General features: G+C 60.0%; 19 protein-coding genes. 4 read left to right on the forward strand and 15 right to left on the reverse strand.

Annotated elements, in window-relative coordinates; translation table 11 throughout:
• Positions 1–9 precede the first annotated feature (9 nt).
• Genes B9A11_RS17070 through B9A11_RS17105 form a run of 8 tightly spaced genes read right to left on the reverse strand, consistent with a single transcriptional unit; the run spans position 10 to position 6,138 of the window.
• Entirely contained in the window at positions 10–807 is a 798-nt protein-coding gene (locus B9A11_RS17070) for a type IV secretion system protein (RefSeq protein WP_028095516.1), read from the reverse strand.
• Positions 804–1,970, reverse strand: a complete 1,167-nt coding sequence (locus B9A11_RS17075; RefSeq protein WP_058249011.1) for a lytic transglycosylase domain-containing protein — start codon at positions 1,968–1,970, stop codon at positions 804–806. The genes B9A11_RS17070 and B9A11_RS17075 overlap by 4 nt, the downstream gene beginning before the upstream one ends.
• Positions 1,971–1,974: 4 nt before the next feature.
• On the reverse strand, positions 1,975–2,190 hold the full coding sequence (locus tag B9A11_RS17080; RefSeq protein ID WP_058249012.1) for a hypothetical protein: 216 nt from the start codon (positions 2,188–2,190) through the stop codon (positions 1,975–1,977).
• Positions 2,187–4,571 (reverse strand): VirB4 family type IV secretion/conjugal transfer ATPase, encoded by a 2,385-nt coding sequence (locus B9A11_RS17085; protein ID WP_058249013.1) that lies wholly within the window; start codon positions 4,569–4,571, stop codon positions 2,187–2,189. Before B9A11_RS17085 ends, B9A11_RS17080 begins: the two co-directional genes overlap by 4 nt.
• Positions 4,561–4,839, reverse strand: a complete 279-nt coding sequence (locus tag B9A11_RS17090; RefSeq protein WP_009574151.1) for a VirB3 family type IV secretion system protein — start codon at positions 4,837–4,839, stop codon at positions 4,561–4,563. The genes B9A11_RS17085 and B9A11_RS17090 overlap by 11 nt, the downstream gene beginning before the upstream one ends.
• Positions 4,840–4,860: 21 nt before the next feature.
• Positions 4,861–5,175 (reverse strand): TrbC/VirB2 family protein, encoded by a 315-nt coding sequence (locus B9A11_RS17095; protein ID WP_058249014.1) that lies wholly within the window; start codon positions 5,173–5,175, stop codon positions 4,861–4,863.
• Positions 5,172–5,855: a lytic transglycosylase domain-containing protein gene (locus B9A11_RS17100; RefSeq protein ID WP_058249015.1), complete on the reverse strand. Its 684-nt coding sequence runs from the start codon at positions 5,853–5,855 to the stop codon at positions 5,172–5,174. The genes B9A11_RS17095 and B9A11_RS17100 overlap by 4 nt, the downstream gene beginning before the upstream one ends.
• Positions 5,812–6,138: a hypothetical protein gene (locus B9A11_RS17105; RefSeq protein ID WP_010138156.1), complete on the reverse strand. Its 327-nt coding sequence runs from the start codon at positions 6,136–6,138 to the stop codon at positions 5,812–5,814. Before B9A11_RS17105 ends, B9A11_RS17100 begins: the two co-directional genes overlap by 44 nt.
• Positions 6,139–6,452: 314 nt before the next feature.
• Here B9A11_RS17105 and B9A11_RS17110 point away from each other — a divergent pair, with 314 nt between their 5' ends.
• Complete coding sequence (locus tag B9A11_RS17110; RefSeq protein WP_370736547.1) at positions 6,453–6,611, forward strand: hypothetical protein; 159 nt, start codon at positions 6,453–6,455, stop codon at positions 6,609–6,611.
• Between the two features lie 13 nt (positions 6,612–6,624).
• Here the strand turns inward: B9A11_RS17110 and B9A11_RS17115 are convergent, their stop codons facing one another.
• Both B9A11_RS17115 and B9A11_RS17120 read right to left on the reverse strand, forming a co-directional pair.
• The gene (locus B9A11_RS17115; protein ID WP_058249016.1) at positions 6,625–6,945 is read right to left on the reverse strand and encodes a type II toxin-antitoxin system RelE/ParE family toxin; all 321 of its coding nucleotides are present in this window, start codon (positions 6,943–6,945) and stop codon (positions 6,625–6,627) included.
• A gap of 5 nt (positions 6,946–6,950) precedes the next feature.
• Positions 6,951–7,193, reverse strand: a complete 243-nt coding sequence (locus tag B9A11_RS17120) for a type II toxin-antitoxin system ParD family antitoxin (RefSeq protein ID WP_058249017.1) — start codon at positions 7,191–7,193, stop codon at positions 6,951–6,953.
• A gap of 462 nt (positions 7,194–7,655) precedes the next feature.
• Here B9A11_RS17120 and B9A11_RS17125 point away from each other — a divergent pair, with 462 nt between their 5' ends.
• Together B9A11_RS17125 and B9A11_RS17130 are read left to right on the forward strand one after the other, a co-directional pair.
• Entirely contained in the window at positions 7,656–8,309 is a 654-nt protein-coding gene (locus B9A11_RS17125; RefSeq protein ID WP_234988884.1) for a hypothetical protein, read from the forward strand.
• Positions 8,310–8,544: 235 nt separating this feature from the next.
• Positions 8,545–9,387 (forward strand): hypothetical protein, encoded by an 843-nt coding sequence (locus B9A11_RS17130; protein ID WP_008336115.1) that lies wholly within the window; start codon positions 8,545–8,547, stop codon positions 9,385–9,387.
• A 266-nt stretch (positions 9,388–9,653) separates the two neighbouring features.
• Here B9A11_RS17130 and B9A11_RS17135 read toward each other — a convergent pair whose 3' ends face one another.
• From B9A11_RS17135 to B9A11_RS17155, 5 genes are all read right to left on the reverse strand, one after another.
• Positions 9,654–9,932 carry a SpoIIAA family protein gene (locus B9A11_RS17135; protein ID WP_234988885.1) on the reverse strand — a complete coding sequence of 93 codons (279 nt, stop codon included), beginning with the start codon at positions 9,930–9,932 and terminating at the stop codon, positions 9,654–9,656.
• A 55-nt stretch (positions 9,933–9,987) separates the two neighbouring features.
• Complete coding sequence (locus tag B9A11_RS17140; protein ID WP_010138164.1) at positions 9,988–10,953, reverse strand: cation diffusion facilitator family transporter; 966 nt, start codon at positions 10,951–10,953, stop codon at positions 9,988–9,990.
• The gene (locus tag B9A11_RS17145) at positions 10,943–11,698 is read right to left on the reverse strand and encodes a transglutaminase-like domain-containing protein (RefSeq protein ID WP_009573602.1); all 756 of its coding nucleotides are present in this window, start codon (positions 11,696–11,698) and stop codon (positions 10,943–10,945) included. The genes B9A11_RS17140 and B9A11_RS17145 overlap by 11 nt, the downstream gene beginning before the upstream one ends.
• A 95-nt stretch (positions 11,699–11,793) precedes the next feature.
• Complete coding sequence (locus B9A11_RS17150; protein WP_009573601.1) at positions 11,794–12,372, reverse strand: cation efflux transmembrane domain-containing protein; 579 nt, start codon at positions 12,370–12,372, stop codon at positions 11,794–11,796.
• A 103-nt stretch (positions 12,373–12,475) separates the two neighbouring features.
• Entirely contained in the window at positions 12,476–12,904 is a 429-nt protein-coding gene (locus B9A11_RS17155; RefSeq protein WP_013959865.1) for a MerR family transcriptional regulator, read from the reverse strand.
• A gap of 207 nt (positions 12,905–13,111) precedes the next feature.
• Here B9A11_RS17155 and B9A11_RS17160 point away from each other — a divergent pair, with 207 nt between their 5' ends.
• Entirely contained in the window at positions 13,112–13,678 is a 567-nt protein-coding gene (locus B9A11_RS17160) for an SCO family protein (RefSeq protein WP_058249018.1), read from the forward strand.
• The last annotated feature ends 4 nt before the right edge of the window (positions 13,679–13,682 follow it).

Here is a 13,682-nt window from a genome sequence, read left to right on the forward strand (position 1 = left end):
CTGCCCCACTCACGGCTCAAGATCCGGCAAGGTGAAGTCCATGTAGCGGCGTTCTTCAGCAACGGTGGCGGCGTCAACCACGCCTGCATTACCAGCGCCTAGGGTTTGGATCGCTTCCAGCTCCCACATCCGCGTCATGGCGATGGCGAGTTCCGCCGTGACGCGTGTGTTATGATCCATCGAGGCTTTGAGATCTTCCATGTCCGGGATCATCTCGACCAGACGTTCCACCCGTTCGAGAGACTGTTCCGCCTCTGCGTGGCTGTTCTGCGCCGCCGCCGACATCACAGCACCTGTGGTTGCCCGCGTGGCCACGCCTTCGGCGCCCGGATTGCCGCTGGTGGCGATTTCGCGGAGAGAATCCTCGTCGAACCCGGCACTTGCCAGCGCCTGTTCCATCTGCGTGCGCATGGGCCCGGCATTGGGCCCGATGAGCGCGCTCCAATCGCCCGCCTGGATGCCTCGGATCAGGCCGGGGATGTCTTCGAAGTTGGCCTCAAGCAAGGTGTCGAGGTCCCCGCCCATGGCAAGCCCGAGGATGCTGCGCGGCCCGGTGAGCGAGGCATACATCTCGTTCAGCTGATCGAGCTGGCTTTGCAGCATGTCCAGTTGCTCCAACGCATTGTCCAGAAGATCGGTCTGGATCCCGAAATCCTGCAACATCTGCTGAAGCTGGCGGATTTCCTGGGCAATGTTCTGAGTGTCCACCGTGGGCACACCCTGTGCCGCGACAGGTCCGGTGACATTGAGGGCAAGCGCGAGAGCGATGCTACCGGCGAAAAGGGAACGGGGCAGGCGCAGGTTCAACGCAAATCCTCCTGACTGAAATCCATGAATTGCCGCTCGGCAGCCTGGGCCGCCGCCAAGGCGATCTGCTCGGCGCTGAGTGGCTCGGTTCGGGCGGCCTTGATCCGGGTCCGGATTGCGACCAGCCGGGCCAGTTCGGCCCGGGCATAGGTGTTGAGCGCGATGGCCTCGTGGAGATCCTCGGTCTCACCAATGCGGGTGATGATGTCCTGAACCCGCAGCGCGGCGGCACGGACCGAGACCAGCGAATAGTCGCCATAGACCCCTGCGCCGTGGGCCGAGAGGCTGAAACTCGCGTTGGCGAGGAGCACAGGGTCGATGGTGCCGAGCGCATCGATGCCGCCTACGGCCGCGAGGTAGCTGTTGTACTGCTGCGGGATCACCGCGACATAATGCTGGGTTTCCGCGAAGGGTGGCACACCGCCATAATCCTGCACATTGCCCGGCCCGGCGTTATAGGCGGCGAGCGCATGGATAATGTTGCCATCGAACATGTTCAGCATTTGTGCGAGGTATCGCGCACCGCCGGTGACCTGCAGATAGGGATCGTCGTAATAGGCCGGGTAGATCCCGAGATCGCCCGCGGTACCGGGCATGATCTGGGTAAGTCCGAAGGCCCCCACGGGTGAGCGTGCCCCGATCTGGAAACGGCTTTCCTGCCAGATCAGCGCCTGCAAGAGACAGCGCCATTGCACAAGCGAAAGGCCCGCACGGGCGACCCCGGACAGACTATGGGTGTCGCGTGCTGCGCGGATGATCAGCTCCTCGATCCCCTCCCTGGCATCGCCGAACATCCGCGCTGCCGCTGGATTGGTGTCCTCGGGCGCATAAAGACTGGCGGCCGCGCTTTCGACGTCGTCGACCGCCCCCTGCCCCGCCTCGAGCCCCGCCACGGTTCCGGCCACGTCTCCAGCGCCAAGCGACATGGCATCCATCAGCCCTTCGAGGGAGGCGAGTTGCTGGCGCTCGATTTCGGCCAGTTCCTCCTCTCGGCTTAGCCGGACCTGCTGCAGTGCCAGGTCCCGATCGGTCTGCTCAAGGATGGCCTGCCGCTCTGCGAAGAGGCGCAGATCGAAGGTCGGTACGCCTTGGGCGACCGCTGGCCCCGCCGTGGGACCTGCCAGTGCAAAGCCGATCATCGAGAGAGGAAGCCAGGTCCGCATTGGCTCAGCCGCCCGCCCCCAAGAGGACGAAATCGCAGGCCGTGTCGCGGCGCGTGACCTCCGCCCCCATGGTCGAGATCGTGGCGGTGGCGGTTCCTGCCTGCGCAGGAGCCTCGCGAAAATTGAAGCAGTTGGCTTGCGGGGGGTTATGCTGCGCACAGGCTGTCAGGGTCAGGCCGAGCCCGAGCAGCACGACGCTGCGAATGATGATACGGGTCATGTCACTCTCCAGAAATCAGGACGTTCGCGATAATCGGCGCCGACAAGCGCTTCGCCCTTCTCCATTCCGCCAAGGATGGTCACGAGCGGGCCGAGCGCGCTGAGATCGGCATCGATCACGACGGAACCACGGTCGTCGCGTACAAGCGCGAGCCGCGAGGCCGAGCCGACGCCTAGAAGCACGTCGAGCTCTTTCTCGGTCAGGCCGAGCATCGAGTAGTCAGCGGCGGAAGCACGAATGTTGGGCAAGAGCACCTGCGTCGGCACCGCTTCCACGATGGTCTTGCCGGTGCGCGTGCGCTCGAGCTGGCTGGCATATTGCGTCATCATCACGACGACGGCGTTCTGCTTGCGGGCGGTCACCAGCCAGTTGCTGAGTCGCTCCGCGAAGTAGGCGTTGTCGAGGGCTTTCCATGCCTCGTCGATGACGATGATGGTGGGCTTGCGGTCCTCGATCACCCGCTCGACCCGGCGGAAGAGGTAGGACAGGACCGCCATGCGTTCCCGCTCGCTCTCGGAATCGAGGATGCCGGTGAGGTCAAAGCCCGCGACGTCTCCATCGATGCTGAAACTGTCCTCGGCATTGGCCCCGAAGATCCAGCCGTAGCGACCCTCGGCCGTCCATTCCTGCATACGCTCGAAGAGATCGCCCTCGTCATCGGTCGAGACCAGCAGCGAGGCGAAATCCGACCAGTTTCGCAAGGTAGCATGTCCTGCGCTCGCGTTCTGGCGCACGACTTCCTGCAATCGGTTGGTCTGAACCGGGGTTAGCGGTCGATCGCGCCGCTCCAAGAGGCTCGCGAGCCAATCAGCAAGCCATGCCTGGCCCCGCACGTCGATCTCGGTCTGGAGCGGATTGAGGCCCGTGGGGCGCCCCGCCCGCACGGTCGAATAGCTGCCGCCGAGCGCGCGGACGGCCATCTCCATGCCCGCGCGATAGTCGAATACGAAGACTCGCGCACCTGCCCGCCGTGCCATGGTCATCAGGAAAGCCGCCAGGACGGATTTGCCGGAGCCGGGACGGCCGAGGATCAGCGTGTGGCCTCCCGTGGGCTCGCGATCCGGCGCGCCCTGTTCGTGGAAGTTGAAGCGAAAACCACTGCGCTCGGGTGTCGGAAAGAGCGTGATCGGCACGCCCCAGGGGACTTCCCGCCCTGTCTTTCCGAGCGGGGTGCGGTGGAAGGTAGCGAGATCGGCGAAGTTGTGGTTCGTGATTGCGGCCTTGCGGCTGCGCGCCCCTGTGTTCCCGGGATGCTGCGCCATGAAATGCGCCCGCGCCCCGAAGGCTTCCGAGATCAGGTTGATCCCGGAAGTGGCGGAGATGTTGCGGATTTCGGCCGCGATATCGTCAAGCGCCGTCTGGGTGCGGGCATAGACGGCCACGGTCATGTGGTGCTCGCCGAAGATCAGGCGTTTGGATTCCAGATCGTCCTGCGCGAGTTCCAGTTCCTGGGCGAGACTGACGGCTCCGTCATTGGCGGCCTGCATTAGCCGCAGCTGCCGCTTGATCCGGCCCGCCATGATGTTGGCGTTGATCGGCACAAAAGAGTGCGTGACCACCATGTCGACGGGCAAGTTCAACTCGTCGAGCATCAGGCTATCGGTCTTGGCGGGGTAGTTCTTCACCGCAAAGATCGCCCCGAGCTTGTCGCCGACGGCACCGTCCGAGAGTGCGATGGTCGTGCCGCGGAAGGTGACGCGGGTATTTGCGACGTCCTCGGCGATCACACCGAGGCGCGACCGGGGGAAGAGCGGGTGCTCCTCGCCTGTGTTGAGTGAACCGAGGAAGCCCAGAAGCTTGCCGCTGCTGGCGGCCATCAAGCGGGGCTTCAACTCGTCGAAGGAGGACAGCAGAAACCCCACCACCTCGTCGAGCTTGCGCAAGCGGCGGGTGGTGTCGGCCGCATGTCGCGAGCGAGACGCCCCAAGTCCTAACGGCAAGCGGCTGCCGGTCTCAGGTCGCTTCAGCACCGTCAGGGTCAGCGTCTTGTCGCGCAAGCCCGCGCGGCCGAGATGCGCGTGCCATCGTTTGTCGACGGCGGCAGAAAACCCCTCACCCGGAATGGGCGGCAGGGTCACGTCGACCGCTTTCGAGACCTTGTGCAGGTAGAAGGAGAACTCGGTCCCGACCTGCGCGACGATGCCAGCCAGCAGCGCACCGATCCGGTCGAGGTGGGCGTCCTCGCTCGTGGTGCTGTTCACCCCTTCGAGGCGGATGCACTGCATCAGTTCGTTGCCGCGTGTCCGGATCGTTCGGTCGTTCACGAGGCTCACATAAGGCAGCATCATTGAGAGCCGCTTCTCGCCCTTGACCCATGCGGGTAGCGCGGTCAGCGGATCGATGGCGTTCTCAACCTCATCGGCAATTCCATCACGGGGCATAGCTGTCGCCTCCGTGCAGCTTGCGGTTCGTCGTGGGCGGGGTTTCCTGCAGGGTGATCACCAGGACATCGAGGAAGTTCGGATCCCAGTCCGCGGCCTTCCAGAGCGCCGGCCAGGCCAGCCCCGCGAAAACAGCCACCACCCAGCTCTGCACCCAGAGGAACAGAAGCGTCGAGCCGAAGAGCCAGACCATGGCGTACATGATCGGCAAGCCCATCAGCTTGGGTGGCCTGAGAAGGCCGATGAACACGCGGGACTGGTCAGCCATGGCCAAGAACTCCGGGATTGCTCAGGTGGTCCAGATGGCGGCGACGATGGTGGGTGCTGCGGCGATGCCCGCGATTGCAACCACGACCCAGAGCGCCTGACGGAAGTCGAGGATGCCAAAGAGCCAGGAAAGGAACACCCCGATCAGTGCGAGCGTGCCAATCACGATCCCCAAGGGACCGGTGATCGCATCGACAATTCCTTGAAGCAGGGTCTGTACCGGCGAGAGGTCGATGCTCTGTGCAAGCGCTGGACCCGCCAGCACGATAAGGGCCATCGCGCCGAGCGCGGTGATCGCCCGCGTGCGGAGCACGCTTTGACGTTTCCTCGATGTCATGAAAGATCTCCTCTGAGCCGCTCAAACACGGCAGTCACACGGGCCACATGCCCTTGGGTTTCTCGAAAAGGGGGGATGCCGCCGTGGCGTGTGACCGCCTCAGGGCCAGCGTTGTACGCTGCAAGGGCCAGAGAGCCCTCACCGAACTGGTCGAGCATCATCAGCAAGTAGCGGGCTGATCCGTCGAGGTTCTGCGCAATGTCATGTGGGTCCACGCCGAGGTCGCGGGCAGTATCCGGCATAAGCTGCCCGAGGCCTATGGCCCCGACAGGGCTACGTGCAGCCGGATTGTATGCGCTCTCGACTTCAATGTTGGCTCGGTAAAGGAGCGCCCAATCAGTGACGGAAAGCCCCGCGCGACGCAGCGCACCATGCCCGGCATACCGTAGCGCCGTGGTCTCGATCGCATGGAGGATTTCTGGGGTGGCGCGGGCGGCGGATCGAGCCGGGATCGCTGTCTCGCTCGTTGGGTCAGGAACGCGAGGTTCTGCGAAGAGAAAAAGGCGCCCGTTTGTCTCTTGAGAAGAGGAAATCAATTGGCCGTCTGGGCCAACCGAAAAGATGAAACCGTCGGCCAGGGCCGGGGGCGCGGAACAAACGCCTGTACCCAAAGCAACGACGAGCGCAGTCGCGCGGTCAGCTGCCTTTGACCGGAGGCGCGGCGTGGCGCTCGCGGCCACCTTCTTCAAGTGGGATGCTAGCGGTCGTACAGCCCATGTCGGCCAGGAAACTGACAAGGCCAACGATGGTTTTGAAGTCGCGGAGCTTGAGGACGCTTCGGCTGGTGACGAGCATCTTATCGTCACGCCCATCAGTGGCGACGGCGCGGATGACCCACGAGCCGTACCAACTGTTATGGCGCTTCTCTGCTCTCTCCTTGCAGACCACCTCAATGAGGTAGCCCTCGGCGAGCAAGCCGCGCAGTCCGTCTTCTGTAACCACATTCGGGGCTTCTTCTATCATGGCCTTCCCTTGGGTCCTTGTTCTGCCTGGGTGCAGTATCAGGCCCACGGGGTCGCAACACCGTGAGCGATACAAAACAACATTAATGATAGCAAGACAATAATAACGTGTTGACGAAGTTCGCCTTGCTCCGATAACGGTGATAGCCGACAGAATGATAATCTTAAAGGCGGCAAAGGAGTTTTGCCCTGCGCTTGTTTATTGCGCGCAACGGACCGTTGCTGTTCGCGTTCCTGCTTGGAAGCATGCCGATAGCCGCGGCAGCACACTGCGTACCTTCCGAACGACCGTTCTTGCCTCAGTCGCAAGAAGACATGCGTACCTACGCCGATCTGCTGCGTTCTGATTTTGAGGGCTACATCGCCGAAATCCAGGAATACTTCCGTTGCCTTGATGCCGAGCGCCAACGCGCGTTTCAGGAGGCGCGCGAGGTCAGTGAGGACTATGGAAGGTTGGTCGAGCTATTGGATTGAGGAAACGCATGGCTTAGCCGCCGTCGAGATCCTCGTAGTAGACGAGCGCGGGCATGTTGCGTCGCTGGTGCACGATGCGCAGGATGACTGCCGCACCATCCGTCGCATCGAGCCGCTTGTAGAAGATCACGTGACGCTGGCAGTTGACGGATCGCATCCCCGGAACAAAGAGACTCCTGTCCCGACCCCGATCGGGATCCCCGGTGATCCGCTCGAAAGCGGTGACCAACTGGCGGTAATAGACGAGCCATTGATCCCTACCCCAGGTCTCGACGGTGTAGGCACGGATCTCTTCAAGGTCGGCCCTGGCCCGACCGGAAAGTCGAATAGTCATGCGGGTCAGCGATCAAACGCATCCGGTTCGAAAGCATGGGCATCGAACTCGGCGAAGTCCCCATTTTCGGCCAGGATGGCGGCCTCCTCGAGGTCGGCCTTGAGCGCATAGAACTGCCGGGCTCCATCCCGCTCCATCAGCATCCTGACGCCGGCGCGCACGACTTCGCTCAGATTGGCGTAAGCGCCTGAATCAATCTGCGCCTGCACATATTTCTGCATCGGTTCGGTCAGGTGGACGTTTGGCATCAGACTCTCCTATCCATACTCAATCGTATCAGATACTGACATAGACCTTCAAGCTCATGTTCGGTCCCAACATAGGCTCGTTGCTCCATCCCGTCCTTCTGCGCCCGGCTTCCCGCCGGGGAACCAGGCGAGACAGTTTTCCGTTCTGCCATTCCCGAGACCGTGAGCGCTGCAACTCCCCGTGTGACGGGCTCATGCGGTCTGTTCTTCCATGACCGCTTTCGTGGCCGCATTGAAAATTCCATATTTGTATTTGGTTACAGATATTTGAGTGAAAGTTAACATGAATGAGGTCCGCAATTCTGGCCACTTTCAAGACGCCGAAGCAGCCAGAACCGACGTCAGTTCTTGGAAGCCATCAAGCTAGACAAGCGAACAATCGCACACAATCATCAATCAAATCTCCTTGCTATCATTGATGTTGTTTCGTATCGCTGCACCATTATAGATGGAGTCGGCATCATGAAGCACGTGATCCACGGCGTGGCAACAGCCACGGCAATAGGCATATTCGGACTAATGGCCTCGTCGGCACCGGCACGGGCCTATCAGGTCGACTGTGCGATCCTTCTCTGCCTTGCGGGCGGCTGGCCTGCCTCCGCGCCCTGCGCGCATGCCAGAGCGGTCTTCATTCGGCGGATCACGCCATGGCCGATCGAGCCGCCCTTACAAATCTGGCGGTGCCCAATGGGTGTGTCGCTCAACGATCCCAGTCCAATGTCGCCTATGGAACGCCTTTATGACATCACGTTCCGCGATCCGCCCGAACCGCAGGAATCGACTCCGATCCCCCTTGTTCGCGTCCAAGCAGATGAGCAAGCCGACATCGACATCTCAGGCGACGCCTTTGATTTCGTGCGCAGCATTCGCGTGTATCACATCCAGTACCGCCAGCACGAAAACCGAGATGGCGACTGCAATCGCAGCGACTCGACGCGATTGGGGTCCTACGGCGTGCAGGGCGACTACCGATGGACAAGATCCACCGTGGGCCAGGTGCCAGCCGCATCCGGCCTGAGCATCCCGAATGGATGTGGCAGCTACTATTACCGTTCCGTCTTCGTCGACTGGCGTGATCACGCCGGGAAATATGGCTCTGAAGAGGTTCGCTACTGACAAAATCTGCGCGCGGTTTCGCCGTGCGCGTCCTCACAACCCCGCACGGAAGGTTGTGCAAACCCCCGAAAAGGAGACGACGCCAGACCGTGAAGCCTGACGCCGTGCTAGAAAACTCCGTGAACAAGAGTTTCCTAGCGCACCGCTAAAGCACCTGCAACCAGCAAAGTTGTTTTGCTGGCAAGAATGTTGTTGTCTCACGACATGGCGTCGGATCTCCAAGGAGACCTCGACCATGGAACCTACGACCGGCCTGATCCTGCGACGGATCACGCAGACAAATCTCTCTGTTGCAGCGCACAAGCTTGCCACCCTCATCCTCGATGCCATCGCCTGGAAGGATGGCTACAACGGTTTGTCGCGCGGAACGGCAGCCTTCACCCTCTCGGCCCTGGCGGAGAAGATGGGTGTCTCACGGCAGTATCTTGCGGTTCTTCTGAGCGAACTTGAGGCTTCGGAGTTGCAGCTCGAGCGGGCGAAGCCGAATGGCAAGTTCGCGCCCTGGATCTTTCGGTTTTCCGCTTTCGACGAGGAGAGTGAAACCCATGATCTCGTGTCAGGTGAAGGCGACACATCACTATCTAGAGATAATAAAAACAAAACTATCTTCTCAGGGCTGATCGATATCACCACGAGTTCGAACGTTTTTCAGACAAGTTGGGCGGAGCTCATCAAAGCAGCGAAGGCCACGTTGCCCTGCTGGAACATCGACACCCAGGTCATCTGGGATCGCTTCCTTGCCTTCAACCGGTCCCGAGGCAACGGCAGGGTGCCGGCCGGCTTCCTGCTTGGCTTCATGCGCCGATGGCGAAATTCGTGGGGAACTCCAACTCGTCCCGCGGTCAAGCCGCCCGCGAGACCAATAACGGATCCCAAAGAGCGCGAATTGCTGAGACAGATGCAAGCCGCACCAACTGCGAACCGCCAGTTCCACGCGTCCGACTTGTGTCGCTTGATCGGACACGCTGCCTACGAAGCGCGGGTACTCGATGTGATCCGCAAGTTTGGGTGCCAGAGGTTTTCAGCAACCTTGGCGGTGCACGGACGAGCGGTGCTGGAAGGGGAGATATCCCGGTAGCTTCGCTTGCTCGGACTTGGAGTCCATGAAAGCCCCGCTACAGATGTCAAGTTCCGATAGTGAAGTTTATGTTAAATTTCGAAGAATTCAGCGCGTAGGGACTTATTATGCAGCCTAAAGTCGACATCAAACTGCATCGGATTGTTTCATCCGAGCAGACAAATGTTGCTGACTACATTTAGATCGTTCCGTTCCTCCATTAATCGTGAAGCATCTGATGTGATGTCAATTTCCAGGCCAGAGTCCTTTTCTTGCAGAATCGCTGGCTACCCGTCACGCGCCCACGCAATTGCGGACTCGGTATCGCTGGATTCGAACCACTGCATCTCGGAGCCCGTCAATAGGTTGACCACCCGTGCGCCCCATTCCATCCATCTGCGTTCTCCGACAACCGCTATGCGACCGAAATCGTTCGCGTGGGCGGTGTCGACCTTCAGATCTTCTAGCATCGCCGAAGGCTCTTCGTAGCCCTCGAAACTTGTAAGGTCGAGAACCAGACCCGGATTATCGGTTGTTCCAAGACGCTCATGAAGCAGCGCGTGCATTTACTTGAATTCTGTCTCCGTCAACTTGCCTTCGCAGACGAGCCCGATGACATCATCACGCTCGGTCAGCGTTTCCTTGAACATTGGTCTTCTCCTTTTCACTTGCGTTGCCGTGACCGTAGAGATCGGCGTTCTGATGAGCGCGATCCTCGTGCTCGAATTCGAGGCTGGAATGGCTGATGCCGAATTCTTCCTTCAGCCGCTCCTTGATCGCGCTCTTGATCTCTTCGATCTTCGACCATCCCTCGGCTGCCACGACGACATGACAGTCGAGCGCAGCCTCGTGCTCTTGCATTTGCCAGAGATGGACGTGGTGGACGTCGGCGACGCCTTCGACTTTCCGCATCGCTTCGACGACGGCCTCGTTGTCGATGTCCGGCGGGCTCCCGAGCATCAGGGTTCGGATTGGGCCGCCTATTTCAGTGAAAGACAGATACAGGATGTAGGTCGCGATGCCGATGGTGATGGCAGGATCGACCCAACGCATGTCGTAAAGGATGATCAGCGACCCAGCGACGATAACCGCGACCGAAGCAAGCGCATCCGAAAGGTTGTGGAGAAAAAGCGCACGGATGTTCACGCTCCCCTTCTGCATCGAATAGGTCAGCATTGCGGTCAGCGTGTCGACCACAAGCGCGATTCCACCGAGAATGACGACGGTCCACCCCATGACTTCGGGTGGATCAATCATGCGCATGCCACCTTCGTAGATCAGATAGAAGCCGATCACGATGAGGGTGGTGTAGTTGATCAGGGCCGCGACGATTTCGACCCGGCCATAGCCGAAGGTCATGCGCTCATCGGCCGGGCGGCGCGCGATCTTGCGTGCGGCGAAGGCAATGACAAGCGAGGCCATATCGGAAAAGTTGTGCAGCGCATCGGCGATCAGTGCCAGGCTGCCCGACAATATGCCCCCGACGATTTGCGCAACGGTAAGAAGCCCGTTCGCCCAGATCGCGATGGCAACCCGCCGATCGCCAGAATCCGGATCGATATGCGCGTGCCCGTGGTCATGCGGCATTGGCAGGCTCCTCATGCGCGTGTGTCGCGCGTCGGTCAGTCTTGAGGCGGCCGCTGCGGAAACCACGTACGCGCGCATTCATCCAGTGGCGGATGATATGACGGTAAAGGGCACCACGCAGCCACCCAAAGGATTGCTCATGGGACAAATAGAAGGCGTCCGGCGTATCGTACACGCCAAAATCTTGCACAATGCCGGTTTTCTGAATGTAGGTATCTTCTCCGTTCCAGGCGACGGGAGGCGCGCCAAGGCAATCCGTGCCCGCGCCATAACCGCAGAGACTTTCTGTGTCCGAGAATGACGTTTGCAGGACATCGAGGAAAGCGTCATCCAGGATGAAGCCTTCAAGGTTGATCCAGGCACCTTGAAATTCGATCTCGACCCATGAGTGGAGAATTTCCTGCGGAGCAAGCGGATACACCAGCTCAGGGACAACACCGCGCTGCAAGCCTTTGTGGATCGTAAACCCATGCAACCGGCAACGAATGCCGACACCACGCAGCAGCGCCATCAAGAGCGTGCCTTTGGTATTGCACTGCCCATAGCCGTCGGAAAGCACTTCGGATGCGGGGATGTCGTCAGCTCGATTGTATCCGAACGCGATTTCATTCCGAACGAAATCATAGGCAGCTCCGATCCGATCGTATTCGGATAAGCCGCGCCAGCTGCGGTTCTCAATTAGACGCGCAAGAGGCGCGGCATCAAAATCCAGTAGTTTTGTGGGTACAAGTAGGGGGTCGGTCATCTGCAACGGGTCGCTCCTCGAATCGTCTTGGAACAAGACTAATTGCTATAGTCACTATAGCTTCAATCCTTTCTTTCAGAAAGAATCTCCCGCAACTATTTGTCCGTGTGAACCGCTTTGTGGTGTTCGCCGTGTGCGTCGCGCAGGATGTCGATACCGCCCCAGGCCGCGATCCCGGCGACGATCACACCGACGACAAGGTCCGGCCAGTTGGTTCCTAGCCAAGCGACGAGGCCACCGGCCACGACGATCCCGAGGTTCGCGGCGAAATCGTTGTAACTGAAGGTGTTGGCCGCGCGGATATTGACGTTTGGATTTTTGAGCTTAGCGAGCAGCCAAACGCAGACTGCGTTGATAGCCGCCGCGATCAGGGCCATTGCAATCATGATCGTCCCGAGCGGATCTGACCCACCGATGTAGCGGCGCCACGCATCGTAGAGGATGCCTGCAGCGAACAGGATCAGCAGCCCGCCGGAAACGTTCGCCGCCCCGCGTTTCCATTTGGCGGATCGGGACAAAGCGAAAAGGCTGATCGCGTAGACGAAGCTGTCGGAGAGGTTATCGAGCCCGTTGGCGATCAGGGCACTTGAGTCGCCGAAGGCGCCTGTTGCGAAAAAGGCCACGGCCAAACCGATATTGAGCGCCAGAACGATCCAAAGCGTCCGTCTCTCCATTGAATCTTGTCTAGCGACCATTTTGTGGCTCCAGCTTGTGTTGTACGACACATTAACTTCTGCGGCTAATCTGCGTTCCAACCGGAATGTTGGCTGACTTCCTTCAGGCCCCGATTTCCTCGTGCTCGGTCAAGCATTCCGAATGGTCCCGCAACACCTCAAGCACCTTGCAATCTCCCGTCCGCCCGCCGCTGCATTCGTGAACCATGCGTTTCAGTTCCGTGCGCAGCGCCTTCAGGCGGGCCATGCGCTGCTCCACCTGTTTGAGCTGGCGACGCGCGATGGCATCAGCCTCATCACAGGGCCGGTTGGGATGGTCGCTGAGGTCGAGCAGCTCGCGGATCGCATCGAGCGAGAAACCGAGTTGCCGCGAGTGGCGGATGAAGGACAGTCGATCAAGCTGTGCATTGTCGTAGCGCCTCTGTCCGCCTTCGGTCCTGCCAGGTTCGGGCATGAGTCCGATCTGTTCGTAGTACCGGATGGTCTGCACTTTTGTGCCAGTCTTCTTTGACAGAGTACCGATCGTGAGCATTTTCGCCTCCATGAAAAAGATACAGTTTGTGTAGGTTTTGCCGTCGGAATAAACAAGTGTCGGATTCACAGACGCGTGAGTTCAAGCTATACCATGATTTCGTGCTTGAACCTCTAGCAGCTAGAGGATGTATCCGCACAGGCAATAAGAATCAAAATCAGGCGAACAGGATTGTCCCTTACATCGGCACAGAAGTTTCTTTGGGTTTTGGCAGGCGTGGCAGCGCTTGCCTTCATATGGCTTTTGCTATGGTCCGATTATCGTGCCGATAGCGCCCGAACCGACGCCGAACCGCCTTTTTTCGCTGAGTTCGAACTGACGGACCACCAGGGTATGGTTCAAACCGAGGAGGACTTTGCGGGGCGCTGGATGCTGGTTTTTTTCGGCTTTACCAACTGCCCCGACGTCTGCCCGACGACCCTATCCGAGGTCGCGGCGGTGATGGACGGTCTGGGCGACGATGCCGCCAAGGTCCAGCCGATTTTCATAACAATCGACCCTGAACGAGACACGCCCGCAGCACTCGCCGAATACGTCCCGCTGTTCGATGCGGGCATCATCGGGCTGACCGGCACGCCGGAACAGATCGCCGCCACATCCGAGACCTTTCCGATCTTCTTCGAACGCGTCGAAGAGGCTGCGGCGCCGGATGGTTACACGATGGGCCACACGTCGCATCTGTTCCTCTTCGATCCCGACGCGGGCTTCGCCGACTCGTGGCCCTACGGCACCTCCGCCGAAGAGATCCTCGCCGATCTGGAAGAGAGGATCTGACCGA

Source organism: Tropicibacter naphthalenivorans, from assembly GCF_900176475.1.
Classification (GTDB): domain Bacteria; phylum Pseudomonadota; class Alphaproteobacteria; order Rhodobacterales; family Rhodobacteraceae; genus Tropicibacter; species Tropicibacter naphthalenivorans.